General features: G+C 68.7%; 26 protein-coding genes and 1 pseudogene. 20 read left to right on the forward strand and 7 right to left on the reverse strand.

Annotated elements, in window-relative coordinates; genetic code table 11:
• The first annotated feature begins 185 nt into the window (after positions 1 to 185).
• Positions 186 to 863 carry a DUF998 domain-containing protein gene (locus ACFU8Q_RS18040; RefSeq protein ID WP_384454476.1) on the forward strand — a complete coding sequence of 226 codons (678 nt, stop codon included), beginning with the start codon at positions 186 to 188 and terminating at the stop codon, positions 861 to 863.
• Positions 864 to 922: 59 nt separating this feature from the next.
• On the opposite strand, the gene ACFU8Q_RS18045 is transcribed toward ACFU8Q_RS18040, so the two are convergent.
• From ACFU8Q_RS18045 to ACFU8Q_RS18055, 3 genes are all read right to left on the reverse strand, one after another.
• Entirely contained in the window at positions 923 to 1,312 is a 390-nt protein-coding gene (locus tag ACFU8Q_RS18045; protein ID WP_384454479.1) for a hypothetical protein, read from the reverse strand.
• Between the two features lie 63 nt (positions 1,313 to 1,375).
• Positions 1,376 to 3,004 (reverse strand): amidohydrolase family protein, encoded by a 1,629-nt coding sequence (locus ACFU8Q_RS18050; protein ID WP_384454482.1) that lies wholly within the window; start codon positions 3,002 to 3,004, stop codon positions 1,376 to 1,378.
• Positions 3,005 to 3,092: 88 nt separating this feature from the next.
• Entirely contained in the window at positions 3,093 to 4,451 is a 1,359-nt protein-coding gene (locus ACFU8Q_RS18055) for an alanine racemase (protein WP_384454486.1), read from the reverse strand.
• Positions 4,452 to 4,660: 209 nt separating this feature from the next.
• Here ACFU8Q_RS18055 and ACFU8Q_RS18060 point away from each other — a divergent pair, with 209 nt between their 5' ends.
• The 4 genes and pseudogenes from ACFU8Q_RS18060 to ACFU8Q_RS18075 all read left to right on the forward strand — a co-directional run.
• The gene (locus ACFU8Q_RS18060; RefSeq protein WP_384454489.1) at positions 4,661 to 5,728 is read left to right on the forward strand and encodes a sugar kinase; all 1,068 of its coding nucleotides are present in this window, start codon (positions 4,661 to 4,663) and stop codon (positions 5,726 to 5,728) included.
• Positions 5,729 to 5,801: 73 nt separating this feature from the next.
• Positions 5,802 to 6,560, forward strand: coding sequence for an IclR family transcriptional regulator (locus ACFU8Q_RS18065; protein WP_384454492.1), 759 nt, complete (start codon positions 5,802 to 5,804; stop codon positions 6,558 to 6,560).
• A gap of 6 nt (positions 6,561 to 6,566) precedes the next feature.
• On the forward strand, positions 6,567 to 6,977 hold the full coding sequence (locus ACFU8Q_RS18070) for a RidA family protein (protein WP_362206908.1): 411 nt from the start codon (positions 6,567 to 6,569) through the stop codon (positions 6,975 to 6,977).
• A gap of 148 nt (positions 6,978 to 7,125) precedes the next feature.
• A pseudogene (locus tag ACFU8Q_RS18075) lies at positions 7,126 to 7,284 on the forward strand (GntP family permease); the annotation flags it as partial.
• A gap of 39 nt (positions 7,285 to 7,323) precedes the next feature.
• Here ACFU8Q_RS18075 and ACFU8Q_RS18080 read toward each other — a convergent pair.
• Both ACFU8Q_RS18080 and ACFU8Q_RS18085 read right to left on the reverse strand, forming a co-directional pair.
• Positions 7,324 to 9,321 (reverse strand): serine/threonine protein kinase, encoded by a 1,998-nt coding sequence (locus ACFU8Q_RS18080; RefSeq protein ID WP_384454496.1) that lies wholly within the window; start codon positions 9,319 to 9,321, stop codon positions 7,324 to 7,326.
• Between the two features lie 213 nt (positions 9,322 to 9,534).
• Entirely contained in the window at positions 9,535 to 11,271 is a 1,737-nt protein-coding gene (locus ACFU8Q_RS18085) for a chitinase (RefSeq protein ID WP_384454499.1), read from the reverse strand.
• Between the two features lie 752 nt (positions 11,272 to 12,023).
• Here ACFU8Q_RS18085 and ACFU8Q_RS18090 point away from each other — a divergent pair.
• The 14 genes from ACFU8Q_RS18090 to ACFU8Q_RS18155 all read left to right on the forward strand — a co-directional run bounded on the left by ACFU8Q_RS18090 (position 12,024) and on the right by ACFU8Q_RS18155 (position 24,016).
• Positions 12,024 to 12,890: a hypothetical protein gene (locus tag ACFU8Q_RS18090; RefSeq protein ID WP_384454502.1), complete on the forward strand. Its 867-nt coding sequence runs from the start codon at positions 12,024 to 12,026 to the stop codon at positions 12,888 to 12,890.
• Positions 12,891 to 12,965: 75 nt separating this feature from the next.
• Positions 12,966 to 13,673, forward strand: coding sequence for a Flp pilus assembly protein CpaB (cpaB, locus tag ACFU8Q_RS18095; RefSeq protein ID WP_266748208.1), 708 nt, complete (start codon positions 12,966 to 12,968; stop codon positions 13,671 to 13,673).
• A 7-nt stretch (positions 13,674 to 13,680) separates the two neighbouring features.
• Positions 13,681 to 14,967: a CpaE family protein gene (locus ACFU8Q_RS18100; protein ID WP_384454505.1), complete on the forward strand. Its 1,287-nt coding sequence runs from the start codon at positions 13,681 to 13,683 to the stop codon at positions 14,965 to 14,967.
• A 15-nt stretch (positions 14,968 to 14,982) separates the two neighbouring features.
• On the forward strand, positions 14,983 to 15,450 hold the full coding sequence (locus ACFU8Q_RS18105; RefSeq protein WP_384454507.1) for a TadE family protein: 468 nt from the start codon (positions 14,983 to 14,985) through the stop codon (positions 15,448 to 15,450).
• Entirely contained in the window at positions 15,447 to 15,851 is a 405-nt protein-coding gene (locus ACFU8Q_RS18110; RefSeq protein ID WP_384454510.1) for a TadE/TadG family type IV pilus assembly protein, read from the forward strand. The genes ACFU8Q_RS18105 and ACFU8Q_RS18110 overlap by 4 nt, the downstream gene beginning before the upstream one ends.
• 67 nt (positions 15,852 to 15,918) lie before the next feature.
• Positions 15,919 to 17,256, forward strand: a complete 1,338-nt coding sequence (locus ACFU8Q_RS18115) for a CpaF family protein (protein WP_384454513.1) — start codon at positions 15,919 to 15,921, stop codon at positions 17,254 to 17,256.
• Between the two features lie 9 nt (positions 17,257 to 17,265).
• Positions 17,266 to 18,204 (forward strand): type II secretion system F family protein, encoded by a 939-nt coding sequence (locus ACFU8Q_RS18120; protein WP_384454516.1) that lies wholly within the window; start codon positions 17,266 to 17,268, stop codon positions 18,202 to 18,204.
• 14 nt (positions 18,205 to 18,218) lie between these two features.
• The gene (locus ACFU8Q_RS18125; protein WP_384454544.1) at positions 18,219 to 19,106 is read left to right on the forward strand and encodes a DUF5936 domain-containing protein; all 888 of its coding nucleotides are present in this window, start codon (positions 18,219 to 18,221) and stop codon (positions 19,104 to 19,106) included.
• Between the two features lie 51 nt (positions 19,107 to 19,157).
• The gene (locus ACFU8Q_RS18130; RefSeq protein WP_384454519.1) at positions 19,158 to 20,474 is read left to right on the forward strand and encodes a sensor histidine kinase; all 1,317 of its coding nucleotides are present in this window, start codon (positions 19,158 to 19,160) and stop codon (positions 20,472 to 20,474) included.
• 58 nt (positions 20,475 to 20,532) lie between these two features.
• Positions 20,533 to 21,630 (forward strand): response regulator, encoded by a 1,098-nt coding sequence (locus ACFU8Q_RS18135; RefSeq protein WP_384454522.1) that lies wholly within the window; start codon positions 20,533 to 20,535, stop codon positions 21,628 to 21,630.
• A gap of 245 nt (positions 21,631 to 21,875) precedes the next feature.
• Positions 21,876 to 22,106 carry a hypothetical protein gene (locus ACFU8Q_RS18140; RefSeq protein WP_384454525.1) on the forward strand — a complete coding sequence of 77 codons (231 nt, stop codon included), beginning with the start codon at positions 21,876 to 21,878 and terminating at the stop codon, positions 22,104 to 22,106.
• Positions 22,106 to 22,714, forward strand: coding sequence for a pilus assembly protein TadG-related protein (locus ACFU8Q_RS18145; protein ID WP_384454527.1), 609 nt, complete (start codon positions 22,106 to 22,108; stop codon positions 22,712 to 22,714). The genes ACFU8Q_RS18140 and ACFU8Q_RS18145 overlap by 1 nt, the downstream gene beginning before the upstream one ends.
• Positions 22,715 to 22,745: 31 nt before the next feature.
• The gene (locus ACFU8Q_RS18150; protein WP_384454530.1) at positions 22,746 to 23,357 is read left to right on the forward strand and encodes a hypothetical protein; all 612 of its coding nucleotides are present in this window, start codon (positions 22,746 to 22,748) and stop codon (positions 23,355 to 23,357) included.
• Positions 23,358 to 23,365: 8 nt separating this feature from the next.
• Entirely contained in the window at positions 23,366 to 24,016 is a 651-nt protein-coding gene (locus ACFU8Q_RS18155) for an OmpA family protein (RefSeq protein WP_384454532.1), read from the forward strand.
• 219 nt (positions 24,017 to 24,235) lie between these two features.
• On the opposite strand, the gene ACFU8Q_RS18160 is transcribed toward ACFU8Q_RS18155, so the two are convergent.
• Together ACFU8Q_RS18160 and ACFU8Q_RS18165 are read right to left on the reverse strand one after the other, a co-directional pair.
• The gene (locus ACFU8Q_RS18160) at positions 24,236 to 24,775 is read right to left on the reverse strand and encodes a DUF6262 family protein (RefSeq protein WP_384454535.1); all 540 of its coding nucleotides are present in this window, start codon (positions 24,773 to 24,775) and stop codon (positions 24,236 to 24,238) included.
• Between the two features lie 5 nt (positions 24,776 to 24,780).
• Positions 24,781 to 25,110: a hypothetical protein gene (locus ACFU8Q_RS18165; protein ID WP_384454538.1), complete on the reverse strand. Its 330-nt coding sequence runs from the start codon at positions 25,108 to 25,110 to the stop codon at positions 24,781 to 24,783.
• Between the two features lie 174 nt (positions 25,111 to 25,284).
• On the opposite strand from ACFU8Q_RS18165, the gene ACFU8Q_RS18170 reads away from it, so the two are divergent.
• Positions 25,285 to 26,340, forward strand: a complete 1,056-nt coding sequence (locus ACFU8Q_RS18170; RefSeq protein WP_384454541.1) for a hypothetical protein — start codon at positions 25,285 to 25,287, stop codon at positions 26,338 to 26,340.
• Positions 26,341 to 26,435 lie beyond the last annotated feature (95 nt).

Consider the following 26,435-nt stretch of genomic DNA (forward strand, 5'->3'; position numbering starts at 1 on the left):
CCACCCATCGGGTGTCGCGGCGGCGACCGGGCTCGTCGGCTCAGTGCGTGCCTCGTTCCGCGCACTCTGTGCTCCGGACGGAGTGGGGTCTGCCCCACCCTGTTCCGGGGGCTCGTCGGTGTGCCTGAGTCCGGCGCCGCGTGATCGGCTGTCCGCACGGGATTCACGTGACGGAAGGTGGACAGTTGAAAGTCCGGATCGGGTACTCGGCATTGATTGTGGGTGTGGTGCAGTTCTTCGTCATCCACGGGATCGCCGAGGCGGCTTGGGCCAGACCGTACAGCTGGGCGCGGAACAACATCAGCGACTTGGGTAACGCTCACTGCGCCCTGCAGTCAGAGCCTGAGCCTCGCTATATCTGTTCCCCCCAGCACGACCTGATGAATGTTTCGTTCATCGTCCTGGGAGTGCTGCTCGTTGTCGGCGCCGCCCTGACCGGTGGTGTCCTGTGGCGCAGAGGCTCGGCCGCTGCCACGGCCCGTCTTCTGTCGGCCGGTGCCGGCGTGGGATTCGTGTTGGCCGGGCTGGCTCCTGCTGACGTCAACGAAAACCAGCATGTGTTGGGCGCCTTTCTCATCATGGCGGCGGGCAACATCGGTCTCGTCCTAGCGGGGTTCGGTCTGGCCGAACACGTTCCGGGCCCACTGCGGTGGGGCACCAGCCTGCTGGGAATCACAGCGATCACGGCTTTCGGGCTGTTCCTCTCCCACCACTACCTCGGTCTCGGCATGGGAGGTATGGAACGGGTCGCCGCATTTCCTCTCCTGTTCTGGGCGCTGGCTGTCGGCGTTCGTGGCCTCGTCCGTCGGGCCGGTCGTATGCACGAGACGATGCCGACAGAGCGTCTCAGTCGCGCTGGTTGAGAGCTCAGGCCAGATCTCGGTCGGCCGCTCGGGCGGCTTCGAGATCGGCCCGGGTTCCGTCAAGCGCAGCGGTCGGTCAGCTCAACGTTCTGCTGCTCCAACCTGGTTATTCGGCAATGGAGTTCGTCGATGTCGGCCGGTGCGCCCAGCCCCGACTCCCGCCAGGCTTGAGCGCTCATCGCCTGCGATGGCCGCTTTTCCAGCAGTCGGATCCGGGCAGCCGGGCGAGCGTTGCGAGCCTGGGCATTGGTGAGGTCGGCCTGGAGCGAGGCCCGGCTCACCGGCGATGCTGCCCCGTCCTGACCTGCCGGTTCGAGTTCCGCGGCGTGGACCAGGGCGAGCAGGTCGCGGTGACGGTGGAGTAACGAGCGGGCCCCTCCGGCTTGCCGGGCGATGGCCGAAACGCTGATCGGAGTGCCGTTCCGGACGGCGTTCTTGATCGCGGTCACCACTCGTTGGCGGCGACGCTCAGAGTTGGCCCGACGGCAGCCGGCTGGTGTCGGCCGCCGACATCACCGGCCGGCTGCGCGCCCCGCTCCCCGTACCGCTCGGCCCGCCAGTGCCTGGGTCCGGTGGCCGTCCTCGATGACGAAGCGGCCGTCGATCAGGACGTGCGGGATGCCGACCGGCAGGGTGCGCGGTTCCTCGAACGTCGAGCCGGCCGCCACTGTCGTCGGGTCGAAGAGGACCAGGTCCGCGCGGTAGCCCTCACGGACGTACCCCCGGTCGGCCAGGCGCAGTCGCCGCGCCGGGCGGGAGGTGAGGTGGGCGACGCACTCCTCCAGCGACAGGATGCCCAACTCCCTTACGTACCGGCCGAGATACTGCGGGAACGTGCCGTACGCGCGCGGGTGCGGCTTGTCGCCCTGAAGGATGCCGTCGCTGCCGCCGGTGTGCACCCGGTGGCGCATGATCTGCCGGACGTTCTCCTCGTGGCCCACGTGCTGGAGGATCGTGGAGCCGAGCCGGTCCTCGACGAGCAGCCGGCGGGCGGTCACCCAGGGCGCCTCGCCGCGCAGGCGGGCGGACTCCGCGACGGTGCGGCCGACATGCCCGGCGAGGGCGGGCACGCTCACGCCCGAGATCTCGATCGTGTCCCACTCGATCGGCACGCCGTGGCAGCCGTCCGAGCCCAGCACCTCCAGGTGGTGCCGGATCCGGTCCGCCGTCGCGTCGTCCGCGAGCCGGGTGAGGACCGCCTCGGGCCCGCCCTCGCTCGCCCAGCTCGGCAGCATCGCGACGAGGGTCGTGCAGCCGGGGGTGTACGGGTAGGTGTCGAGGGAGATGTCGGCGCCCGCGTCGAGGGCGTCGTCGAGCAGGGCGAGGAGCTCCGGCGCCCTGTCCTTGTTCACGCCGAAGTTCATGGTGGCGTGGGCGAGATGGAGGGCGCAGCCCGCGTTCCTGGTGAGCTGCACCATCTCCTCGTACGCGCCGAGCGCGCCCGCCCCGTACGAACGGTGGTGCGGGCAGTAGTAGCCGCCGTACCGGGCCACCACCCGGCAGAGTTCGGTGAGTTCGGCGTCGTCCGCGTACATGCCGGGGGTGTACGTGAGGCCGGAGGACATGCCGACCGCGCCGTCCGCCATGCCCTGGGCGACGAGTTCCTTCATCCGGGTCAGCTCGGCGTCGGTGGCCGGACGGTCCTCCCAGCCCATCGCGTACATCCGGACCGTGCCCTGCGGGACGAGGTAGGCGGCGTTGACCGCGATGCCCTGGCCGCCGAAATTGCGGTCGAGGCGGTCCAGGTATTCGCCCACCGTGCGCCAGTCGAGGTCGAGGTCCGAACCGTCGCCGTTCCAGCCGGTGATCGTCTTGCGTACCTCGGTGAGCGTACGGTCGTCGACCGGGGCGTACGACAGGCCGTCCTGGCCGAGGACTTCGAGCGTCACGCCCTGGGCGGCCTTGGCGCTGTGGTCGGGGTCGCGGAGCAGCGCGAGATCGCTGTGTGCGTGCATGTCGACGAAGCCGGGGGAGAGGGCGAGCCCGTCGGCGTCGAGGACACGGCGGGCGGTGGGGCGCGGGCCCGGCGCGTGTTCGGGGTGGATCTCGACGATCCGGCCGTCGCCGATGGCCACGTCGGCGCGGCGGGCGGGGGCGCCGGTGCCGTCGATGACATCGGCGTTGCGGATGACCAGGTCCATGGGGGCTCCGAATCAGGCCCCTCCGGCGATCGAGGAGCGGGTATCCGGGGGCGGAGCCCCCGGATACGGGAAGGGGCGGGCAGGGGAATCAGAAGAAGGTGCGGATGTAGTCCGTGACGGTGCCGTCCGCCGCGACGAGCGGAATCAGCTGCCACTTGTCGAAGCTCGTGCACGGATGCGACAGGCCCATCCCCACCCAGTCGCCCACCTCCAGCTCCGCGCCCGGCTCCGTACGTACCCACGTGTGCTGGTCCGACAGGCCGCTGACCGTGATACCCGTCGCGGGCCGGACCGTGCCGTCGCGGCCGGACCGGACGACCTGGGCCTGCGGGAGGTCGAGGTCGTGCGCCGCGTCCCGCTTGCCCGCGTTGAGGAACGCCTGCTCGGGGGAGGGCCGGGAGACCACCTGCGCCCAGAGCCGGAAGGCGGGCTGCAGGGCCCCCTCCTCCGGGACGCGGTTGAACGGGGTGAGGTGGCGGTAGTGGCCGTCGTCGTGCGAGACGTACGCCCCCGAGCGCAGCAGCTTGAGCACCGCACCGGAGAGGTCCGGAACGTCCGCGAACACGTCCGCCACCGCGTCGAACCACGCGCTGCCGCCCGCACTGATCACGATCTCCTCGCCGGCCGCCACCGCCGCGTCGAACCTGCCCGCGCGGTCGAAGTCGACGGCCAGCGCCACGAGCCGGCGCAGCCACTCCCGTACCCGCTCGTCGGACGCCTCCGGCACCTCGCCCTCGTAACCGGCCACGCCCACCAGACGCAGCGTCCCGGTCGCGGCCACCGCGTCGGCGACCGCCGCGCAGTCGGCCTCGGTACGGGCACCCGTACGCGCGCCCTCGCCCGCGCCCAGCTCCACGACGACGTCGACCGGGCGGGAGGCGCCCGCCGCCCGCAGTGCCTCGTCCATCAGCTCCACGCCGCGCACCGAGTCGACGTAGCAGATGAAGCGGAAGTCCGGGTCGCGGTCCAGCTCACCGGCCAGCCAGCGCAGGGCCACGGCGTCGACGAGTTCGTTGGCCAGGAAGATCCGCCGGATCCCGTACGCCCGGTAGACCCGCGCCTGGTGCGGCACGGCCGCGGTGATGCCCCAGGCGCCGTGCGCCAGCTGGCGGGCGAAGAGCTGCGGGGACATCGACGTCTTGCCGTGCGGCGCGAAGGCGAGCCCGTGGCGCTCCGCGTACGTCTCCAGAAGGGCGAGATTGTGCGCGACCGACTCGGCGGACAGGGCGAGCACCGGGGTGGTGAAGCCGCCGGTGAAGAGATTGCGCCGCTCGGCGGCGAGGGCGCCGACGGTCAGGCCCTCCGCGTCGGGCGGAAGCGCCTTGAAGCGGTGGTCGACCAGCTCGTCGGCAAGTCCGGCCGCAAGTTCGGCCACGGGACGGTCGGCGGCCAAGGGGGCCTCCTCGATCGAAGTATCGTTGCAGCATATGCAACACCCATTGCGCATATCGCTTGAGGCTGTCTAACATCCGAGCCGACGCCGGGTCAATGCCCAGCGCCGTGTGCGGCGAAGCTTGTCGGCTTCCGGAACGGGTGCGGAACCAGTGCCGGATCCGGAGTCGGAGCCGGTGCCGAGCCGGTGTCGGTGCCGACACCGCCCCAACTGAACCGTTGCCCCGCAGCACCGAACCCGCCGACCCCCGCGAGGAGCCCCGAGTGTCCGGAACCCCGGCCAGGACCGCCGACGCCGACACGGCCACCGATGTCGTGTGCCTCGGCGAGTCCATGGTGACGTTCCTGCCGTCGCAGCCCGGACGCCTCGCCGACGTACCCTCCTTCGGCCGCGGTATCGGCGGTGCCGAGTCCAATGTCGCCTGCGCGCTCGCCGCGGCCGGGCACCGGGCGGCCTGGGTCGGCCGGGTCGGCGCGGACGGGTTCGGGGACCACCTCGTCGAGACGATCGCCGGGTACGGGGTCGACACCTCCGCCGTGCGGCGCGACCCGGCGCGGCCCACGGGGATCTACTTCCGTACGGCGACGGACCGGGCCACCGACGTGCACGAGGTCGCGTACTACCGGGCCGGGTCCGCGGCCTCCGCGATGTCCCCGGACAACGTCCCGTACGAGGCGCTGTTCGCGGGCCGCGTCCTGCACATCTCCGGCATCACGGCGGCGCTCTCCGCGGACTGCCTGGCGCTGCTGCGTGACCTGACGGCACCGCGCCCCGGTCGCCCGCTCGTCTCCTTCGACGTCAACCACCGGCCGGGGCTGTGGCGCGACGCCGACGCGGCTCCCGAGGTGCTCCTGGACCTGGCGCGCCGCTCCGACCTCGTCTTCGTCGGCGAGGACGAGGCGGAGGAGGCGTGGGGGGTCTACGGGGCGGAGGCGATTCGTGCGGTGCTGTCGGAGCCGGGGGTGCTGGTCGTGAAGCGGGGCGGCGCGGGGGCGACGGTGTTCTCGGGGCCCCGCTCCTCGGGCGCCGCAGCGGCCGACACCGTCACCACCGTCCCCGCCCTCCACGTCGACGTCGTCGCCCCCGTCGGCGCCGGTGACGCCTTCGCCGCCGGGTTCCTCTCGGCCACCCTCCGCGACCTCCCCGTACGCGAGCGCGTCCGGCACGGCCACCTCATGGCCGCCGCCGTCCTCACCGTTCCCGGCGACCTCACCGCCCCTCCGGCCCGCGCGCACGCCGACGCCCTTGCCGCACTCGACGACGAGGCCTGGGGGAGACTTCGTCTCGGCCCCGGGTGGACGGGGGACGAGCAGGAGGTACGTACGACGTGAGCGAGCGCAGCGAGCGAACAGACAAGAGGGGCGTCCCGGGCGAAGACCGGGCCGAGGGCAGCGAGGCACGCGCATGAGTCAGACCGTCGACCGGGCGCTGAGCATCCTGCCGCTGCTCGCCCAGGGGCCCGCCGACCTCGGACAGGTCGCCGAGCGGCTCGGCGTCCACAAGTCCACCGCACTGCGCCTGCTCCGTACGCTCCACGAACACGGGCTCGTCTACCGCCAGCAGGACCAGCGCTACCGCCTCGGCGCCCGCCTCTTCGCGCTCGCGCAGGAGGCCGTCGAGAACCTCGACGTGCGCGAGATCGCCCACCCCCACCTCGTCGAACTCAACGAGGCCTGCGGCCACACCGTGCATCTCGCGGTGTACGAGGAGCACGAGGTCCTCTACATCGACAAGGTCGAGAGCCGCTACCCGGTCCGGATGTACTCGCGGATCGGGAAGCCCGTCGCGATCACCGTCGCCGCCGTCGCGAAACTGCTCCTCGCCGACCTCGCCGAGCCCGAGCGGCGTGCCATCGCCGAGAAGCTCGACTACCCCATGTACACGTCCCGTTCGATCCCGAACGCCGGTGCGTTCCTCAAGGAACTCGCCGTCGTCCGCGAACAGGGCTGGGCCACCGACCTCGGCGGCCACGAGGAGTCCATCAACTGCATCGGCGCCCCCATCCGGGGCGCGGACGGGCGGGTCGTCGCCGCGATGTCGGTCTCCGCACCCAATGTCGTCGTCACGGCCGAGGAACTCCTCACCCTGCTCCCGCTGCTGCGCCGCACCGCCGACGCCATCAGCCGGGAGTACTCCGGCACCACCCCACCCAAGAAAGCCTGAACAGCCATGACCGAGAAGATCGCCCTCACCCCGAGCACCCACACCACCCCGCCCGCGAAGTTCTCGCACGGGGTGAAGAAGGGGAACATCCTCCAGGTCGCCGGCCAGGTCGGCTTCCTCCCCGCGGTAGAGGGCCAGGCCCCGACGCCCGCCGGTCCGACGCTGCGCGAGCAGACCCTCCAGACCTTCGCCAACGTCAAGGCGATCCTGGAGGAGGGCGGCGCGAGCTGGGACGACGTGATGATGATGCGCGTCTACCTCACGGACGTGGACCACTTCGCCGAGATGAACGAGATCTACAACACCTACTTCGGCGAGCAGAACCTGAAGGCGGCCCCCGCCGCCCGTACGACGGTCTACGTCGGCCTCCCCAAGGGCCTGCTCATCGAGATCGACGCGCTCGCGGTCCTCGGCTGATCCAGCTGATCCACTTGCCGCACCCGCTTCACCGCACCACCGCGCACGGCACGGCGCCCCGCACCGCAGGAGCGCCGTGCCGCGCCCCCCGCGAGGGGGTCCTGAAGATCTTGGCCGGGCTTGCGATGCCTGGCACGCACATCTGAGCTCGATCTTCGCCTCGCACGTGAACGACGGCGGCTTCTGGATGGTGTCGAAGTACTTCGGCATCTCCGAACGCGACACCCTGAAGTCCTGGACGGTCCTGGAGACGGTCCTGTCGGTGGCGGGGTTCGCGGTGGCGGCGCTGCTGAGCCTGGTCATCTAGTGCCGGCCGCGGCATCAGCGCCGGGAGGGGCGGCGGGGCTCAGTCGGTCTGTGTCGTGCACAGGACGTTCTTCCCGCCGTCCACGTCGTAGATCCAGTAGCTGTTCCGGTCTCCCTGGCTCCGGGAGCAGTAGCCCCGCGGATAGCTCTTCTGCGCCCGGTGGTAGCCGGTTATCTGCAGGGTCGCGTTGTAGCCGGAGGGGACCTTCGCCGCGTCGCAGCTCCAGACGTTCATGAGGCGCGAGTCGGTGACTTTGGTGTTGCTGATCTTGGCCACGAAGCATTGGCCCGTGCGGAACTGGCGCTCCACGCAGAGCGACACGGTGAAGTCCGACACCGAGCCCACGTGGGACCAGTACGAACGCCCGCTGCCGGTCGGGCAGTTCGAGACGCTGATCCCCTTTCGTGCGGACGTCACCCGGGTGTAGGCGTCGGCGGCGCCGCACGACACCGTGTGCGGCACATCCGTGGACCACTCGTCGTACCCGTCGTCGTACGCCGTGAGGCAGTCCCCGGTCGATACGGCACGGAAGGCGACATCGGCGGCATCGGGCGTCGGGTCGGCGGCGGTGGAGGCAGAGGTGTCGCTGCTGCTGCCGGACGAGGACGTGTAGCCACTGCTGCCGGAGTTGCTGCTGCCGCTTCCGGTATCCGACTCCCACGGCTGCCAGATCAACACGATGAAGAAGATCAGCGGGATGAGCCCCCAGCCGCTCGATGATTTCTTCTTCGCCGACGGGGTGGTGACGGACGCCGAGGGCGGCTGCCGGGCCGATGACGAGGAAGCCCGCTTGCGGGCCTGCTCCTGGCGGCGGGCCTCGGCGCGTTTTTGCTCCTCGGCGCGTTCGGCCTTGAGCCGCGCGGCCTGCTCGCGAGCGGCCCGCTTCTCGGCCCGTTCCCGTTCCGCACGCTCGTGCTCGCGCGCCGCGCGTACCCGTTCGCGCTCGGCACGTTCGCGTTCCTGTTCCTTCTTCCGTTCCTCTTCCCGCTTGCGTTCGGCCCGTGCCCGTGCGGCCTCGGCCTCCGCCTCGGCCTTGGCGTCCCGGGTGTACATCTGGGTGCGGCCAGGAGGCGGCACCACTGAGGTGCGCTGATCAACGGTCCGGTCGTCGGAGCCCGCCGCCGCGCCGCGCCGCAGTCCGTGGCTCCGGCGTTCGTACTCCTCGATCACGCCTGTCCAGCGCGGCGGCAGCCAGCGGCTCCCGCTCTGCGACACCGGCAGTCCGGCCATCGCCCGTCGGAACTGCTGCAGTACATCCGCCGGTGCGGGGCGGTCCGCCGGCCGTACCGCCAGACAGGGGCGGATCAGCGGGACGAGTTCCTTGGGCAGCCCGTCGAGATCCAGTTCGCCGCGCTGCACCCGCGCCAGCAGGGCGAGGGTGTCTCCGTCGGCGCGGTACGGCGGCCGTCCCGTGGCGAGGAAGAAGAGGGTCGAGCCCAGCGAGTACACGTCGGACGCCGCCGTCGAGCCTTCACCGCGTGCTTGCTCCGGCGAGGTGAAGGCGATCGTGCCGAGGGTGAGGCCGGTCAGGGTGAGGTCGCCGGCGTGCGAGATGCCGAAGTCGATCAGCCGGGGGCCCGTCAGGGGCAGCAGGATGTTCTGCGGCTTCACGTCCCGGTGGACGATGTCCCCGCGGTGCAGGGCGACGAGGGCCTCGGCCGTTCCGGCAGCAAGCCACCGTACGGCCGACGCGGGTAACACCCCTGCGGCGCGGACCAGTTCGGAGAGGGAAGGGGCGGCGATGTAGTCGATGGCCATCCACGGCGTTTCGGCATCCGGGTCGGCTTCCCTCACCCGTGCCGTGAACGCGCTGTCGATCCGCTGCGCCACCTTCACCTCGCGGGCGAACCGGCGCCGGTCGACGGCGCTGACCTCGCCCTCGGCCAGGAGTGTCTTGACCGCCACGAGCTGCCCGTCGGCGGCCTGTGCGAGGTAGATCCGGCCCATGCCGCCGGATGCCAGCCGGCCGAGCAGCCGATAGGACCCGAGCGCCGCCGGATCGTTCTCGCTCAGTCCGTCCAGTCGTGCCCCCGCCATGTCGCCCCCCCCGTTGCTGCATGTGCGGTGAACAGGATCCCACGAGGGGCCGGTGGGTGACACGATTCCGTCCGTACCAGCTCGGCAACATCCCTTCCGTGCAAGGGCATTGGCAAGCGCAGTGGCCGGAGCTCGCCGGCCGTGCCGGACCCGGACGTGCAGCAGCGCCGCCGGGGGAGCGGCGGCGCTGCTGGTCACTGGTGCCGGACGGGGTTACGGCAGGCCGTGGACGTGCGGGGCCACCGCGTTCGACCAGGCGTTGCCCGACTTGGCGTCCCAGTTGGTCGACCAGGTCATCGCGCCACGGAGACCCGGGTAGGTCTTCGAGGGCTTGAAGGTGCCGCAGTTGGTGCCCGAGGCCAGGCAGTCCAGGGCCGCGTTCACGACCGAGGGCGCCACGTAGCCGCTGCCCGCGCCGCTGGTGGAGGCGGGGACGCCGAGGCCGACCTGGGACGGGTCGAGGCCGCCCTCCAACTGGATGCAGGCGAGCGCGGTGAGGAAGTCCACCGAGCCCTGGGAGTAGACCTTGCCGTCGCAGCCGAGCATCGAACCGCTGTTGTAGTACTGCATGTTGACGACGGTCAGGATGTCCTTGATGCCGAGTGCCGTCTTGAAGTATTCACCCGCGGTGGACTGCATGTCGATGGTCTGCGGGGCCATCGTGACGACGAGGCCGGAGCCCGCCTTCTGCGACAGCGCGCGCAACGCCTTCGTCATGTACGTGGAGTTGAGACCGTTCTCCAGGTCGATGTCGACGCCGTTGAAGCCGTACTCCTGGATCAGTGAGTAGACGGAGTTGGCGAAGTTGGTCGCGGAGGCGTCGCTGTTGACCGAGACGGACCCCTTCTCGCCGCCGACCGAGATGATGACGTTCTTCCCGGCCGCCTGCTTCGCCTTGATGTCGGCCTTGAACTGATCGACGGTGTAGCCGTTCAGGCCCGCCGTGTCCAGGTTGAAGGTGACGGCGCCCGGAGTGGTCGTGGCGTCGGCGAAGGAGACCGCGATGATGTCGTAGTTCGCCGGTACGTCGCTGAGCTTCTGCACGGTCGCGCCGTTGTTGAAGTTCTGCCAGTAGCCGGTCACCGCGTGCTTGGGCACCGAGGTGCCGGGGTTGGGGTTGCCGCCGCCGTCCTTGGCCGTACGACCGCTGACCGTGGCGGACTTGACGGACTCACCGGCCGCGTTGGTGGCGGTGACCGCGAACTGGTACGCCGTGTCGGCGGTCAGACCCGTGATCGTGGCGGAGGTCCCGCTGGACGTGGTGGCCTTCGCCCCGTTCTTGTAGACGGTGTAGCCGGTCGCGCCGGACACCGCGTTCCAGGACAGGGACACTGAGGAGGACGTGGTCGCGCCGACCGCGAGTCCGGCGGGCGCGCCGGGGATCTCGGGCGTGGGGTCGGTGCCGCCGCCCCCGTCGGGGCCGCTGACCGAGATGTCGTCCGCGTAGTACGCGGCCTGCCCGTACCAGCCGTGCGTGTACACCGTGACCGAGCTGGTGCTCGGACCGGTTTTGAAGCTGGTGGTGAGCTGGGTCCAGCTGCTGGAGCCGGGGGACCAGGTCGACACGTCGGTGGTTCCGGTGCCGCTCGCGCCGAGGTACGCGTACCCGCCCTGCACCCAGGAGCTGAGGGTGTACGTCGAGTCGGGCTTCACGGCCACGGTCTGGGTGCACTTCGCGTTGTCCTGGCCGGCCGGGGTGGCCTTGAGGGCGGCGGTGCCCCCGTGCACGGGGGAGGAGACGGTGGTGCCGCTGCCGCCGGAACAGGTCCAGTTGGCGAGCCCCGACTCGAAGCCCGCGTTCTTGGCGACGTTGACATCGGCGGCCTGGGCGTTGCCGACGAGGCCGGTGGCGGTCAGCGCGCCGGCCGCGAGGACGGCCAGGGCGCCGCCGAGGAGCGGCCGCGTGTGGCGCCTGCGGAGTCCGTGACCGCTGACAGGGGAAGGTTCCACTTTGCTGCCTCCGTGGGGGAGTTGGGGGTGGCGAGCGGGGTGTTGGGGGATGCTCGAGCAGGGGTGCTGGGGAAGCCCGAGCGGGGTGCTCGGGGGTGCCCGGGGACGAGCCGGCGGGGTCGACCGGCGGTACCTCGGGCTGTCCTTGGAGTGGCACGGGAATGAAGGGGGAGTGGAGTCGGGCGACGGCGGTCACCGCTGCCCGATAAGCTGGTCCAGACCAATCAAGTTGTCAAGACCTCTGGCAGCGGGAGCCGCGCGGACCGCGTCCGCCGACCCGCTCTCCGCCCTCCCCGCCTGCCACTCCCGAGCGCCCCCGCACGGGTTCCGGAACGGCCTTGAGTCCGCCAAGAATTGACGTTTTGTTGACCCCGCGTGCCCCGTGCGGGTGACGTGGCCCAGATGTCCGGACAGTGACGATCCGGCCCTCGCCCGGCCGTCGGGCCGCCGGTTCCGCATCCGGCCTGACGTGCGGAAATGAATTCCGGCCGCAGGTAATCGAAAGGTGGATTCGTAACACTCCGCAGTGGTACAGGAGTTAACCGTTTCGGATTTGGTCCGATTTAGCACGGGGGCGTTGCCCGGACGTCTCGTGCGCGTTGTCGTACTGGCCTCCGAAAAGTGTTCTCTGCCAGGTAAGACGTGGATAAAGTGCTGAGGCAGAACCGCGGAGCAGGAGCGATTGCGGCCGACGTCATGACCGGCGTCCGGCCGGAGCCGAAACGGGGAACAGCGTGCCGACCGCAATAGCAGTGACCAGTGCTGATTTGGTACTACCTCCGACCGACCAGCAGACACCGACAGCAGCCCTGCTGCAGGCTCCCGACGCCCAGGCGCTGGAGATGGCCATCGGTGACATGCACGTGCTGCTCGAACAGCACGGCTACGTCGTCGCCGTCTACCCGACCGGCATCGCGCCCGCCCACGAGCGCCGCCTCTACTCCGTACGCTCCGTCCTGGAGAGCGACCGCATCGCACTGCTCAAGGTGGACCTCCCCCCCTTGGGCATCGCCGTACTCGTCAGGCAGCTGCGTCAGTTGTCCATCTGTGACTTCAGCCCGGGAGTGGTCGCCTCCGCCGCCCGGCTGCTGTCCCACTACATCCACGCGGGCGCCCTGCTGAACTCGGTCACCAAGTTCGACCGGGTCCCGGTCGACCTCAGGACACACGCCACGTCCTGGGTTCCCGGCTCCCAGTTCGCCGTGGTCGCGGGACCCAACCCGCAGCTCGTCAAGGTCGGCCCGAAGGCGGACCTGCCGACCGGCCCGGAGTTCGCCACCGACCTGATGACCGCCAAGGGGCAGTCCCAGTCGGAATGGGTGAAGCGGACTCTCGCACCCGCCTGGCAGGTCCAGTCCATTCACGAGGCGCCCCTCCCGTCCGATTCCCCGGCCTGGTGGGGAACCGGGAAACTGGTGGAATTCGCCGCCTATCTTCCAGACATCTCCGTCCTGTACCAATTGGTGTCCTCCGTACGTCGCGAGAACTGCCACTGGTGCGGAATGGAGCTCATCGGTGACCGCTGCGGGTTCTGCTCCTCCCCGCTACCCGCAGCCGACAGCCGAATGCACCCCGCCGGTGTCCTCAGCCAGGGAGCGCCCGCACCACCGCAGTCCTAGCGCTTCCGCTTTCCTCCGTAGACGCCCTCCTGTCCGCTGCCCCACGCATCCGATTCGAACGAGGTTGTCCGGCCCATGAACTCCCGCCAGCGCCGCGGCGTGATACTCCTGCTTTTGTCGGTTCTGTGCGCCTTCGGCGCCTTCGCCGGCGTGCTCTCGGTGATCAGCGACGTCAACTCCAAGGTCGGCCCCGAAGTCTCGGCCTACCAGCTGAAATCCGACGTGGCGCCCTATACCGCCCTGTCCTCCGGACAGTTCGAGAAGATCTCGATGCCGAAGCGTTGGCTCTCCACCAACGCGGTGACCGATCTCTCCGAGGTGAACGGCAAGATCGCCGTCACCCAGCTGCGCAAGGGCTCGCTGCTCCAGTCCGACATGATGCAGAAGCGCCCCGAACTGCAGCCCGGGGAGCAGGAGATCGCCATCATGATCGACGCCGCGACCGGCGTCGCCGGCAAGATCACGCCCGGCGCAACGGTCAACATCTACGCCACCTTCGCCGGTGAACGCGACGGCGACCCCTCCCAGTCGAAGGTCATCGTCTCCAACGCCAAGGTGCTGGACGTCGGCAAGCTCACCGCCCTGGAACCGAGCCGCGACGGCAAATCCAACATGGGCACCGAGGCCGTTCCGATCACCTTCGCGCTCAACACACTCGACACCCAGCGCATCGCCTACGCCGAGTCCTTCGCGGCGCACGTACGCCTCGCGCTCCTGGCCTCCGGCAGCGACGCCACCATCCGCCCGGGTGACCGCACCTACACGCTCGACAAGGACAAGTGAGGATCGGATGACCACCAGGATCCTCCCGGCCGTCGGTGACATCGACGCGGCCAGATCCGTCACCACCCTGCTCAGCCAGCTCCCCGACGCGGAACCAGCAACTCCGGTCGGTGACTCGACGCAGCTCATCGACACCCTCGCCCGGCTCGCGGGCGAATCGCTCGACGATCTGCCCGAGGTCGTGCTGGTCCACGAGCGGATCGGCCCGGTGCCGGCGCTGGAACTGATCCGGGAGGTCTCCCTGCGCTTCCCCGCCATCGGGGTCGTGCTGATCACCGCCGATGTCACCCCCGGTCTGTTCTCGTCCGCGATGGAGTCGGGTGCGCGAGGTGTCATCACCCTGCCCCTGAGCTACGAGGAACTGGCCAACCGGATCCAGTCCGCCGCCCAGTGGTCCGTCGGTGTCCGCCGCCACCTGAGCGCCGGGGCCGATGTCTTCACCGGCCCCGGCGGTACGGTCATCACGGTCAGCGGCGCCAAGGGCGGGGTCGGCGCCACCGTCACCGCCGTACAACTCGCCCTGGCGGCCCAGGCGTCCGGACGTACCGTCGCCCTGGTCGACATGGACCTCCAGGCCGGCGACATCGGCTCGTACCTCGATGTGCAGTTCCGGCGTTCCATCGTCGACCTGTCGACCATCACCGACATCTCGCCGCGTGTCCTGTCCGACGCCGTGTTCAGCCACGGCTCCGGTCTCGCGCTGCTCCTGGCACCCGGTGAGGGCGAGAGCGCCGAGGAGGTCAGCGACCGGTCGGCCCGGCAGATCGTCAGCGCCCTGCGTTCGCGCTACGAGGTCGTGGTCATCGACTGCGGCAGCCAGCTGCAGGGAGCGAGTGCCGCGGCCATCGAGATGGCCGACTCGGCGCTGCTGGTCACGACACCCGATGTGATCGCGGTACGCGGTGCCAAACGCCTCGTACGGATGTGGGAGCGGCTCCAGATCCGCAAGGCGGAGGAGACGGTCACCGTCGTCAACCGGTTCATCCGCAACACCGAGATCCAGCCGCAGCTGATCGAGAAGATCACCGGGACCCGGACGGCCAACACGGCCGTTCCCGCGAACTTCAAAGAACTCCAGAGCGTCGTCGACGCAGGCCGGCTGCACGAACTCGACTCCAAGAGCACCGTCAAACAGGCCCTCTGGGCCCTTGCGGGCGAGCTGGGCATCGTGAAGGTTCCTGACAAGGCGGAGAAGAGCGGCGCGAAGAGCGGCGCGAAGTTCAAGAACGACCGAGGCTCGATCGGGCGCCGACGCGACCGCGATGGCGTATCCCGGAACCGGCCGACGACCTAGGGGGCAAGTTGACCAATGGCACTTACCGAGACGAAAGACACGGAGATACGGGGAAGGCGTTACGGTGACGCCGCCCCGGCGCGGGGTGGAATCCGCGGCCGGCTCTTCGGCCGGGGGCGCGACCGAGGCCAGACCGCGATCGAGTTCCTCGGCGTCACACCGCTGATCATCCTGCTGATGATCGCGCTCTGGCAGTGCGCGCTGATCGGCTACACGTTCTCCCTGGCGGGGAACGCGGCGGACGAGACGGCGCACAAGGGGGCGATCTCGCAGGGCCTGCGGTTCACGGAGTGCCGGAAAACGGCCGAGAAGCACCTGCCGAAGGCCTGGCGGGACGGCTTGAAGTCGGCGAAGTGCCGTTCCAAGTCCGGCCTCTACACGGCCGAGGTCAAGCTCCAGGTGCCGGTCCTGGTGCCCGGCATCCTCAACTGGAAGTTCCCGGTCACCGGCAACGCGGCGTTCCCGCTGGAGGCTGACCGATGAGCAAGCACCCGCCCACACCCGGCCGAACGGCCACCGCCACCACTGTCGTCCGCCGCCGCGACCGCGGCCAGGTCGCCATCGAGTATCTGGGCTTCCTCCCCCTGCTGCTCCTGGTCGGCCTCCTCGCGATCCAGGCGGGCCTCGCCGCGTACGCCGCCAACCAGGCGGGGACCGGAGCCCGGGCGGGAGCCCGTATGGCCAGCATGTCGACGGGCGGCTGCGACAAGCAGGCAGCCAAGGACGCGATGAGCGGCTGGACGGCCGACCGGGCTCGCATCACCGATAGGTCCTCCTCCGCCGACGAGGTCACCTGCACCGCCAGCGTCAAGGTGCCCCGCGTCATTCCGGGCGTCGACATCTGGGGCAGGGCCGAACGGAGTGCCACGATGCCCCGCACCTGATCTCGCAGCGCACCGCATCACGGCTTACCAGCGGATCGACCAGCAAGTCGGAACGAGGAGTTACGGAATGAGTCTGCGGGCACGCATGACCGCCCCCGAGAAGAACGGCGGGGCGCGGGAGGACAGCCACATGGTGGCCACCTACCGCGCCAAGCTGCTCGAAGAGATCGACCTGGCGGAGATGTCCTCGCTCGCCGCCGCAGACCGGCGGGCCCGGCTGGAGCGCGTACTCAGCCACATCATCAGCCGCGAAGGGCCTGTCCTCTCGACCGTCGAACGTACCCAGCTGATCCGCCGGGTCGTCGACGAGGCCCTCGGCCTCGGCATTCTGGAACCGCTCCTCGAAGACGCGTCCATCACCGAAATCATGGTGAACGGACCGGACCAGATCTTCGTCGAGCGCAGCGGCAAGGTCGAACAGCTCCCGATGCGCTTCAGCTCGCACGAACAGCTGATGCAGACCATCGAGCGCATCGTCTCGACCGTCAACCGCCGCGTCGACGAGTCGAACCCCATGGTTGACGCGCGTCTACCCAGTGGTGAGCGTGTCAACGTGATCATCCCTCCGCTGTCGCTGAGCGGTGCGACGCTCACCATCCGACGGTTCCCGAGGGCCTTCACGCTCCAGGAAATGATCAACGTCGGCTCGCTCGACGAGCAGATGCTGATCCTGCTCTCCGGACTCGTCCAGGCCAAGCTGAACGTCATCGTCTCCGGCGCCACCGGTACCGGGAAGACGACGCTCCTCAACGCGCTCTCCGGCCTCATCCCCGACAGTGAGCGCATCGTCACCATCGAGGACTCCGCCGAGCTCCAGCTCCAGCAGAGCCATGTGATCCGGTTGGAGTCCCGTCCGGCGAACGTCGAGGGGAAGGGCCAGATCACCATCCGTGACCTGGTCCGCAACTCCCTGCGTATGCGCCCCGACCGCATCGTCGTCGGTGAGGTCCGTGGTGGTGAATCGCTTGACATGCTCCAGGCGATGTCGACCGGTCACGACGGCTCGCTCGCCACCGTCCACGCCAACAACGCCGAGGACGCGCTCATGCGTCTGCAGACTCTGGCATCCATGTCAGAGATCAAGATCCCGTTCGAAGCACTGCACGACCAGATCAACAGCGCCGTCGACGTCATCGTCCAGCTCACCCGGCACGCCGACGGCTCCCGCAAGATCACCGAGATCGCCGTCCTCGACTCGCACGGCCGCGATCCCTACCGCATCGTGACCGTCGCCCGGTTCGACGCCCAGCCGATGGACGCCGAGGGCCGGATCAACGGCGAGTTCAGGTACCTCCCGATCCCCCGCAAGATCGCCGAGCGCCTCTACATGGCCAGCCAGCCCGTCCCGCAGGCCTTCGGAGTCGCCGATTCCGCCGAACAGCTCGCCACCCGAGAGGCCAACTAGGACCGCGCCATGACGAATCTCCCTCTTCTCACGATCGGCGTCACCCTGCTCTTCGGCGTCACGGGCGTCGCGGGCCTGCACGCCTACTCCGGCGGGAAGGCCGACCGGGACGCCCTGGTGGACCGCCTCTCGCACACGGGCCACATCCCGGAGACCGGGCGCCGCCGCCGCTTCCGGGGACTCGACAGCAAGCTGCGCAACACCGGCCTGGGCCGGAAACTCGAACTGAAGCTGGCCGCCACCGGCCTCGACATCACGCCGGGCGAGTTCTTCGTCTATTCGCTCGCCGCCATGGCCGGCCTCTGGATGATCGCTTCGTCGATGCTCGCCAGCTTCTTCGGTCCGGTCGCCGCACTCATCGGCCTCTGGGGCACCAACGCCTTCCTGAACTGGCAGCGGACCAAGCGCACCGAACGCTTCATCAACCAGCTCCCCGAACTCTCCCGTATCCTCGCCAACGCCACCCAGGCGGGCCTCGCGTTGCGTACGTCCATCAGCATGGCGGCCGACGAGATGGAGGACCCGGCGGGCGAGGAACTGGCCCGGGTCTCCCGGCGCCTTGCCGTCGGTGAACCACTCGAAGACGCGATGAGCGAGCTGACCGACCGGCTGCCCTCCCGCGAACTCGTCGTCCTCGTCACCACCCTCATCCTGTCGAACCGGGCAGGCGGTATGGTCGTCAGCTCGCTGCGCAACCTCACAGAGACGCTGGAGGAGCGCAAGGAGACCCGGCGCGAGGTCAAGACCCAGCTCTCCCAGGTCACCGTCACCGCCTACGCCGTCCCGATGTTCGGCCTGGGCGCCATGCTCCTGATGAACGCGGTCATGCCCGGCGCACTCGACCGCATGACCGGCGCCTTCATCGGGCAGGTGGCGGTGGTCATCTCCATCGCCCTCTACGCGATCGGATTCATCGTGATCCGCCGCATGTCCCGGATCGACGTCTGATGGGCGGGGCGCACATGGGCCTGCTGCTCGCCGGCGCCATGGGCCTGGCGGTGTACGGAGCCATCGCCGGCATCCGCATGTACCGACGCGACGCGAAGCTCCCCGGCGACCTCGCGATCGCCCTGGAAGTGGGTTCCACCCGCACCAGCGCGGTCGGCTCCGGCATCGACCGGCTCGGCATGCGCTGGGCCCCCGCGGTCCTGCGGATGATGGGCCCCAAGGCCGTCAACAAGAAGCGCCGTCAGATCGACATGGCAGGCAACCCGGGGGGTCTGACCATCGACCGCTACGCCGCCCGCCGCGCGGTCTACGGCGGCCTCGGCGCGCTCGGCGCCTTCACGATGCTCATGCGCGGCCAGATCTTCCTCGCGCTTCTGCTGATCGCCTTCGGCATCTTCTGGGTCGAGGTCGGCATCTGGTCCGCCGTACGTGTCCGCCGCGACCACATCGACCGGACGCTCCCCGACTTCCTCGACGTCCTCGCCGTCGTCGTCTCGGCGGGCCTCGGCTTCCGCCAGGCACTGGGACGCGTCGCCGAGAAGTACGAGGGCCCGTGGGCCGACGAACTCCGCATCACCCTGCGCCAGATGGACATGGGCGTCAGCCGCCGCGAGGCCTTCGAGCAACTGCGCAAGCGCAATGACTCGGAGCAGGTGGCGATGTTCGTGACCACGCTCCAGCAGGGCGAGGAGCTCGGTGCGCCGATCGTCGAGACGCTGATCCAGATCGCCAACGACATGCGCCGCACCGACGCCCAGAACGCCCGCCGGAAGGCCGCCAGGGCCGTCCCCAAGGCGACCTTCGCGGTTACGACCTTCCTGCTTCCCGGAACGCTGGTGCTGCTGACAGTCGGCTTCGTCTACGGAGCCAACATCGACCTCGGCTTCCTCACGGGCGGATGACGTGAACGAGGCGGACGGTGGGCAGGACGGTCGGAAGGAGGTGACAGGCACATGTCGTTCCAACTCGGTGGTATTCAGACGGGGCTGAATGCTGAGGTGCGGCGGGCAATCGCGGATCCCGGTTCGCGCCCGGCGTTCGCGATCCAGCTGAACGCGCTCCAGGCGATGTGCCGCCAGGTCTTCGGCTTCCGGCTGGCGATGATCGCCATGGCCACACCGTTCGCCATCAGCCACACCGCCTCCGGCCCGGCCTCCTGGCTGATCGGCTCGGCCATCCTCGTCACCTTCATGGGCAGTTACGTCCTGTTCCGCGACTGGGAGCGCTTCGGCCCCGTACTCCTGCGCCACCCCTGGCTGCTCGGCATAGACGCTTTTTTTGGCGCCTTGCTGCTGATCACCGCCAGCCCCGAGTCCACCCTGGCGTACGTCACTGTGTGCACGCCCTTGCTGGCCGGACTTGTCTACGGCTGGCGCGGCGCTGCGGTCTTCGCCGCGCTCCAGACCGTCATCGTCCTCGGCGTCTACGCCACCGACCCGAAGCTGCAGCCCGCCGACGCCACGGCGTTTCTTCTTCCCGGCTTCTGCGTCATTGCCGGCGCCGTCGGCGTCACCTTGCGTAATTTGCTCCTCCGCTTCGGGACCGCCAGCCAGGCCCTCACCGAGACCAGGGCCCGCCTCGCTGTCAATGAGGCCGTGGAGGGTGAACGCACCCGACTCGCCAGAGAAATGCATGACTCCGTTGCCAAGACCCTGCATGGTCTGGCATTGGCCGCCGACGGCCTGGCCGGCTCGTCCGACCGCATGGACCCGCTCACCGTCAAGCACCAGGCCGAACTGGTCGCGCGCGCCGCTCGCCGCGCGGCGGCCGAATCCCGGGAGCTCCTCTCCGACCTGCGCCGTGAGTCTGGGCTCGACGGCGACGTGGATGTCGTGAGCGAACTACGCGCCCGTGCAGACGACTTCACCCGACGCCACGCACTGACGGCGACCTTCCGACTCCTCAATGACGCACCGATCCCACACGTCCCCCAGGTCGTCGCGCGCCAGCTGCTCACCGTTGCCTCCGAGGCGATGGAGAACGCCCATCGCCACGCCCACCCCACCTACCTCGTTGTACTCATCGGCGTGAAGGGCGATGTCCTGCGCGTCAGCGTCTACGACGACGGGCAAGGCCTGCCCCCGGGCACGACGCTCGACGACCTCCGGCAGGCCGGACACTTCGGCCTCGTCGGCATGGTCGAACGCGCCGCGTCCATCGGCGCCCGCATCCGGATCGGAAAGGGCCAGGCGGCCAGGGGAACCGAGGTCCGCCTGGAACTCCCGATCGCTGCTCTCACCACCGCTCCAGAACCGCAGCAACCCGACTGAACCGCACAACGTTCCACTCCACCCTCACCCCCCATAGAACCCTGAGAGGAGGTCGCAGATGCCGGACGACGTCTCCCGTGCCTCGGGCCAGAACTGGGCCGCACAGAACCACGCCTCCCAGCACACGTCCTCGCACATCACCCCGCTCAACTCGGAGCCCGGTTCGCACGGGTTCCCCGCCCCCGTCCCCCAGCAGTCCGCGGCATCCGAGTCCGTGCATCCCTTCCCCGCGCCCCCGCCTGTTCCCGGCGCCCTGCGGGTCGTCGTCGCCGACGACAACCCGGTGGTCCGGGCCGGCTTGGGGGTCCTGCTCTCCGGCCGTGACGACATCGACGTCGTGGCCGAGGCCGCGGACGGCCGCCAGGCCTACGACATGGCCGTTCTGCACCGCCCGGACGTCGTCCTGCTGGACGTCCGCATGCCCGGTGTCGACGGCATCTCCGCCCTGCCCCACCTCGTCCAGGTCGCACCAGTCATGATGCTGACCTACAGTCGTGAGAGCGAGATCGTCCACGAGGCGCTGCGCCTGGGTGCGAGCGGTTACCTGGTCCACGGCGAGTTCACCGCCGACGAGTTGGTGCAGGCCGTACGCGACACCAAGAACGGCCGGGCCCACTTCACCGCCACCGCAGCAAACGCGCTCCTGGCCCACATGCGCCAGGACCCCGGCCCGCAGGGACGAGCGCTCCCGGAGGGCCTCGGGGCCGCCCTGACTACCGGTGTTCCCTACCAGGGGCCCGGCTACGACGGCCACGCCCCGAGTTCCGCTCAGCAACACGGTGCGCCTGCACATGCACCCAAGCCCGAACCGGCTCCACCTGCGATGCGGCCGGTCCGCACCGCACAGGGTCTTTCGCATCTGCAACCAGTTGTGGCACAGTCTTCCATGACCGGAGGACCGGGTGTGGCTCTCAACAGACAGCAGTACGGGCTGAGTTCACGGGAGGTGGAGGTCATGGAGCTGATCGCGTCCGGTATGAGCAATCAGCAGATCGCTGCCACCTGCTTCATCAGCGAGAAGACGGTCAAGAACCACATCAACCGCATCTTCACCAAGCTGCACAGCGCCACCCGCAGCGAGGCCATTGCCTGCTGGCTCGGCACGGCTCCCACGGCGGGACCGGGGGCGCACGGGGCCGGTGGTCACCGTGGCTGAGCTTCGCAACGGGAGCGTGGTGGTACGTGCGGGGCGTGGGGCCCCGCACGTACCGGCGCGGGAGGCCCAACTCACGCTTTGGGCCCGGGAATGGGCCCTGGGACCCTCCGGCGAGCACGGTGTGCCGCCGTATGTTTCTCACGTCGCCGGCGGCTCCGGCCAGGAGGAAGCCGGAATCGCGGGCGACAACCAAGAAACGTGCGAGTCGGCCGGCTACCGGTCGGCCGAACCCGGAGGGGAACACCATGTCGGACATCACCCTGAAGACCGCCGTCCGCATCAACGGCTGGGCCAACACCGCGGTCAGCGCGATCCAGAAGCGTTACGAGACCAAGGACCGGGGTCAGACGGCGTTCGAGTACCTGGGCATCATCCTGGTGGTCGTGGCGATCATCGGTGCGATCATGGCCACGGGTATCGGCGGTGCGATCAGCACGAAGATCCGGAACCTGGTGGACAGCATCACCACTCAGTGATGATCGGTCGTTCGCGCAACGACGCAGGGCAGGCCTTCCCCATCTATGTAGTGATGGTGGCAGGCCTGCTCTTCCTCGTGTTCGCATTCTTTGCCGTCGGCAAGGCGTCGGCCTTGCGCAATGGGGCCCAGGGTGCGGCTGACGCTGCCGCACTGGCTGCCGCACAGCAGGCTCGTGTGGAATTCGAGGGCCCGTTCCGCGCCTCGCTTCCCGAAGACTTGCTGGATGCGTTTCTCCGAGCCCACAAGGTCCCCCCGGGGGCGTGCTCTGCGGCTTACAGCCTTGCCGCAGCGAACGATGCGCGTGTCGAAGACTGCCGGTCGACGCCGGGTGGCTACACGGATCGGATCACGGTCGATGTCAAGGGTCGCAAACCGGTGGACTCATCGGTGCTTCCCGGCTCGGAAGAGACGTTCGCGAAGGCCACCGCCACCGCTGTCGTCAAGTTCCGCTGCTCATGGACGTCCGTGGACTACAACGACGACAGCATCCGGGACATGTTCTTCTTCTCGTGCGGCAAGGACTTCCTCAAAATCGAGCCGAGCAACCCTCCCCCGTGGTCCGAGGTGAGCAAGATTCTCTACGACGTGCATCTGGTCGACAATTGATGGCGAACGACGAGTAAAGGAATCAGAACCCATGAGCATTCGGCGCTCCACCAAGTCCCGAAGGGCAGTGGCAGCCGTCTCGCTGGCGGCGGCACTGGCACTGGCCATTTCCGGCTGCGGCACTGATGGTGGCGGAAAGACGAACGACGTCGGTTCGTCGCCGTCCACCGCGCCTTCCAAGTCCTCTGATGAGAACAAGGAGGCGAAGCAGGAGGACACTGCTGCCGGGGACAACGTGGACCCGAATGTAAAACTCGCCGAGGTCAAGGGAGACGGGCTGACGCTTGTCATCAATCAAGTGAAGCGTGACTCTGGAGGCTTCGTCACCGTTCAGGGGCAGATCAAGAACGAGAGCAACGAGACGCGCAATACCAGTACATGGGCAGGCACGGAGAGCACGGTCTCCTCCAGGAACCCGAACTCTGTTGCCGGTGCCACGCTGGTGGATAAGGCAGGGAAGAAGCGTTATTACGTCCTGCGCGATACGGAGGACCGGTGCCTTTGCACTACAAGCATCCCTCCGTTGCTGGCTGGTAGGACGACTCCGGTCTTCATGCAGTTCCCAGCGCCTCCGAGTACGACGACCGAGGTTGATTTCACGCTGCCGTCGTTTGCGACGGCTTCCCTGAAGATCTCAGGGTGACGGCTGACATGACCTACAACCGAACTCGGCTGAAGCCAATCGGTGCCGCCGGACTCTCTGTCGCGTCAGCCATGGTGGTTGCGAGCATCACCCTGTTCGGGGTGGGGCCGGCCCTCGCCGACGACGGTCCGAGTGTGCCGCCGGGCACCGAGTCCACATCGGTGCCCCCGGTCAAGCTCGACCCCAACGATCCCGACCTGAAGATGCCCGAAGGCGGCACGCTCGCCCCGGCCAAGGTTCTCGACATCGTCCAGGTGGTCGAGGACGAGGGCGGCGACGAGCGTCGTGAGGACAGCAACGCGAACATCAAGTTCGCGCTCCAGGCCGAAGTCCTCTTCGGCAAGGACAGCGCCAAGCTGAGCTCCGCCGCCAACGCGCGTATCGCGGCGATCGCCACCGAGATCAAGAAGCAGAACGCCACCAAGGTGCGCGTCTTCGGCTTCACCGACAATCTCGGTTCCTCGGCCCACGGCGACGTGCTGTCCAAGCAGCGCGCCAACGCCGTGCAGTCGGTGCTGGTCAAGCAGTTGGGCTCGAACGTCACCTTCGATATCCGCGGCTACGGCGAGCAGTACCCGATCGCCGACAACAGCACGGAAGAGGGCCGCAAGAAGAACCGCCGCGTGGAGGTCTCCTTCCCGCGCGGCGCTTCTTCCTGAGGCACCCGCCGACCGAAAGGGTTTTGTAGGGTCTCAAATTTCGCGGCACAATCTCAGCTCCGATGGCACATCGGTGGCACTTATGCCGCCTTTGTGAGACTTGCTGGTGTCCTGTCGCATTGAGCCTGTCGGATTCTCACCGCTTCTCGTTCGTGCTGTCGGATTCTCATAGCGTCGCGCGCTGAGCGACGACGTTTGCCCCGTACGTGGGGTTTGATCTCATTTTCCTGGTCCGGTTCTCGCGGTACCTGTCACGGTCGTTTCGGCAGGTACCGCGAGAACCGGAGGTGGCGATGGATCTGGGTCTGGTCGATATCGAGTGGGCTGACGGTGAGGGCGGCGGGCTGCGGAAGTCCGTGCTGGAGACGGTGTCCCGGGTTCGGTTCGAGTCGGTTGCTCCCGGTGGGCGGCTTCGAGCGCCTGCCGAAGAGCCTGGACCTCGTCGCGGTGCCGCTGCTTGAGCTCGGCGAGTTGGGCGGTGAGGGTGCGCACGACGCTGCTCGGCGAGTCGTCGGGCGGTGGCACCGACGGCCGCGGTGGGCGGCTTTGCTGTTGTGCCCTCAGCTGCTCGACGCGACGCCGGATGTCGGTGTTCCGGTAGAGGAAGTCGAGTGAGAAGTCGGCGCTCTGTGCCAGGCCGCGGAAGGTGATGGCCTCGCCGCGGCGGATCATGTCCCGTAGCCCCTTCTCGGCGCGGGCCTGTGCGGCGGCGCTCTTGCGGGCGGCGGCCTGGCGGAGGTTGTCGGGGTTGCGGCGCATGCCGGTCACCTCCCGTCCCGGGTGCGGGTGATCGCGTCGGTGCGGGCCTCATCACCGGCTCCGCGGATGGCCTGGGGCGACTCGTCGGCGAGCCGGGTTGCTTCGAGTTTGACGTTGATGCGGCCGAGGGCGTCCTGTTCCTGTCGGCGCCCGGGGCGCTGGGCATCGACCCGAGCGGCAAGTTCGTACCGGAGGGTGCGGCGGGCACTGCCGCCGTGGTCACCGCCTCCTCGAACTCGGCGGCCCTGCAACGTCGCCCGCGTCGCCGACTGGATCGACACCGCACCCAGAACACGGCGCCGGGCCACGCACTTCCGCACTCTGTGCTCAGCCACCGCCTGATCTGCCCAACATCACCAGCAGAGTCGCGTCGTTGGGTTTCGCGTCGAGGGCGCGATGCATGAAGAGAGGGTGCCGTGTCCCGGCGGGGCGGGTAAAAGCCGGTCCGTAGGGAAAGATGACAAGGCGCGGTCCTTACCCGTGCTGTAGCGGGCTGGAGGGAAGTTTTCGTGAGACGAACGCCTGCAAACGCAGGCACCGAGATCGTAGGGTGGGCCATCCCAGGGGACGGCGGGCAATGGTCTGCCCCCCTGCAGTGCAAAACCCGGGACCTCTCGCTGCTCAACCCCGGCCTTCCCTACGTAGAGCCGCACGTCACGGCGTGGGCGCAGAAAGTGGGGCTGCTGTCTGCGGAAGCGGCTGAGCAGGCCCGCAGGGAGCGTCATATTGCCTTCGCCGGACGAGTCTGGCCATCGGCGCCCCCGGAGCGGCTGGCAGAGCTGTCTCGCTTGGCCCTGTGGATGTTCGTCGTCGATGACCGCAGTGACGCCCGCGGGGACGATTCCGGAGCGGTCGACACAGAGCTGCAAGCCATGATGCGCATCGTCACCTGCGCACAGGACGTTGTGCCCGAAGAGGCGCCGGGGACCGTACGCGTCCTGGCAGAGGTCGTGCCCCGATTGGCCGATCAGATGAGCCCCGCATGGAGCGATCGCTTCCGCCGGCATCTGGCGGAATGGATAAGCACCAACCGGGACATGATCCGGCGCCGGGTGGAACGCAGCGTACCCACGCCTCATGCCTACGTCGCCTGGCGCCGGGTCTCCGGAGCGGTCGGCTGGTGCTTCGACCTCACCGAATACGCACAGGACGCGGAACTCACCGAGCTGGTGTGGTCCTCGCCGGCCTGCCGACAGCTGCGGGATACCGCCGCCGACATCATCTGCTGGACCAACGACCTGTACTCCCTCGGCAAAGAACTACGCACCGGCGAAACCAGCAACCTCGTCGTGATACTGCAGCACCATCACCACTTGACGCTGCAGGACGCTGTCAACGAGGTGCACCGCCGGCTCTCCCTGCGAATCATCGAATTGCCTGCCGCAATGGTCAGTCTGCAGACCACCGCCCGTGCCATGAACCTGACGGTGCAGGAACAGGCCGCAGTTGACCGGTACGTGGACGGGATCCGTGCATGGGCGCGTGGGTTTCTCGAATACAGCCAGGAATCGGCACGGTACGCCGAGGCCTCCGTTCCCCCAGCAACGGCGGGGCTGCGGTTGTGAGCCAGAATTGCTTTGGAACGGGCGACCGATCGATGTCCGCCCGACCGGCTCGGGAAGCGTCCTGAGCGCACTGGCAGCAGGACCGGCCCCGGTCC

The sequence above is a fragment of the Streptomyces sp. NPDC057543 genome, assembly GCF_042801895.1.
In the GTDB taxonomy this organism is placed as follows: domain Bacteria; phylum Actinomycetota; class Actinomycetes; order Streptomycetales; family Streptomycetaceae; genus Streptomyces.

Coding starts and splice junctions, on each gene's coding strand:
- ACFU8Q_RS18050 (WP_384454482.1), bottom strand. CDS start 3,004: ATGGACCTGGTCATCCGCAACGCCGATGTCATCGACGGCACCGGCGCC.
- ACFU8Q_RS18055 (WP_384454486.1), bottom strand. CDS start 4,451: ATGCGCAATGGGTGTTGCATATGCTGCAACGATACTTCGATCGAGGAG.
- ACFU8Q_RS18065 (WP_384454492.1), top strand. CDS start 5,802: ATGAGTCAGACCGTCGACCGGGCGCTGAGCATCCTGCCGCTGCTCGCC.
- ACFU8Q_RS18070 (WP_362206908.1), top strand. CDS start 6,567: ATGACCGAGAAGATCGCCCTCACCCCGAGCACCCACACCACCCCGCCC.
- ACFU8Q_RS18080 (WP_384454496.1), bottom strand. CDS start 9,321: ATGGCGGGGGCACGACTGGACGGACTGAGCGAGAACGATCCGGCGGCG.
- cpaB (WP_266748208.1), top strand. CDS start 12,966: ATGAACTCCCGCCAGCGCCGCGGCGTGATACTCCTGCTTTTGTCGGTT.
- ACFU8Q_RS18100 (WP_384454505.1), top strand. CDS start 13,681: ATGACCACCAGGATCCTCCCGGCCGTCGGTGACATCGACGCGGCCAGA.
- ACFU8Q_RS18105 (WP_384454507.1), top strand. CDS start 14,983: ATGGCACTTACCGAGACGAAAGACACGGAGATACGGGGAAGGCGTTAC.
- ACFU8Q_RS18110 (WP_384454510.1), top strand. CDS start 15,447: ATGAGCAAGCACCCGCCCACACCCGGCCGAACGGCCACCGCCACCACT.
- ACFU8Q_RS18115 (WP_384454513.1), top strand. CDS start 15,919: ATGAGTCTGCGGGCACGCATGACCGCCCCCGAGAAGAACGGCGGGGCG.
- ACFU8Q_RS18120 (WP_384454516.1), top strand. CDS start 17,266: ATGACGAATCTCCCTCTTCTCACGATCGGCGTCACCCTGCTCTTCGGC.
- ACFU8Q_RS18125 (WP_384454544.1), top strand. CDS start 18,219: ATGGGCCTGCTGCTCGCCGGCGCCATGGGCCTGGCGGTGTACGGAGCC.
- ACFU8Q_RS18130 (WP_384454519.1), top strand. CDS start 19,158: ATGTCGTTCCAACTCGGTGGTATTCAGACGGGGCTGAATGCTGAGGTG.
- ACFU8Q_RS18135 (WP_384454522.1), top strand. CDS start 20,533: ATGCCGGACGACGTCTCCCGTGCCTCGGGCCAGAACTGGGCCGCACAG.
- ACFU8Q_RS18140 (WP_384454525.1), top strand. CDS start 21,876: ATGTCGGACATCACCCTGAAGACCGCCGTCCGCATCAACGGCTGGGCC.
- ACFU8Q_RS18145 (WP_384454527.1), top strand. CDS start 22,106: ATGATCGGTCGTTCGCGCAACGACGCAGGGCAGGCCTTCCCCATCTAT.
- ACFU8Q_RS18150 (WP_384454530.1), top strand. CDS start 22,746: ATGAGCATTCGGCGCTCCACCAAGTCCCGAAGGGCAGTGGCAGCCGTC.
- ACFU8Q_RS18155 (WP_384454532.1), top strand. CDS start 23,366: ATGACCTACAACCGAACTCGGCTGAAGCCAATCGGTGCCGCCGGACTC.
- ACFU8Q_RS18160 (WP_384454535.1), bottom strand. CDS start 24,775: ATGCGCCGCAACCCCGACAACCTCCGCCAGGCCGCCGCCCGCAAGAGC.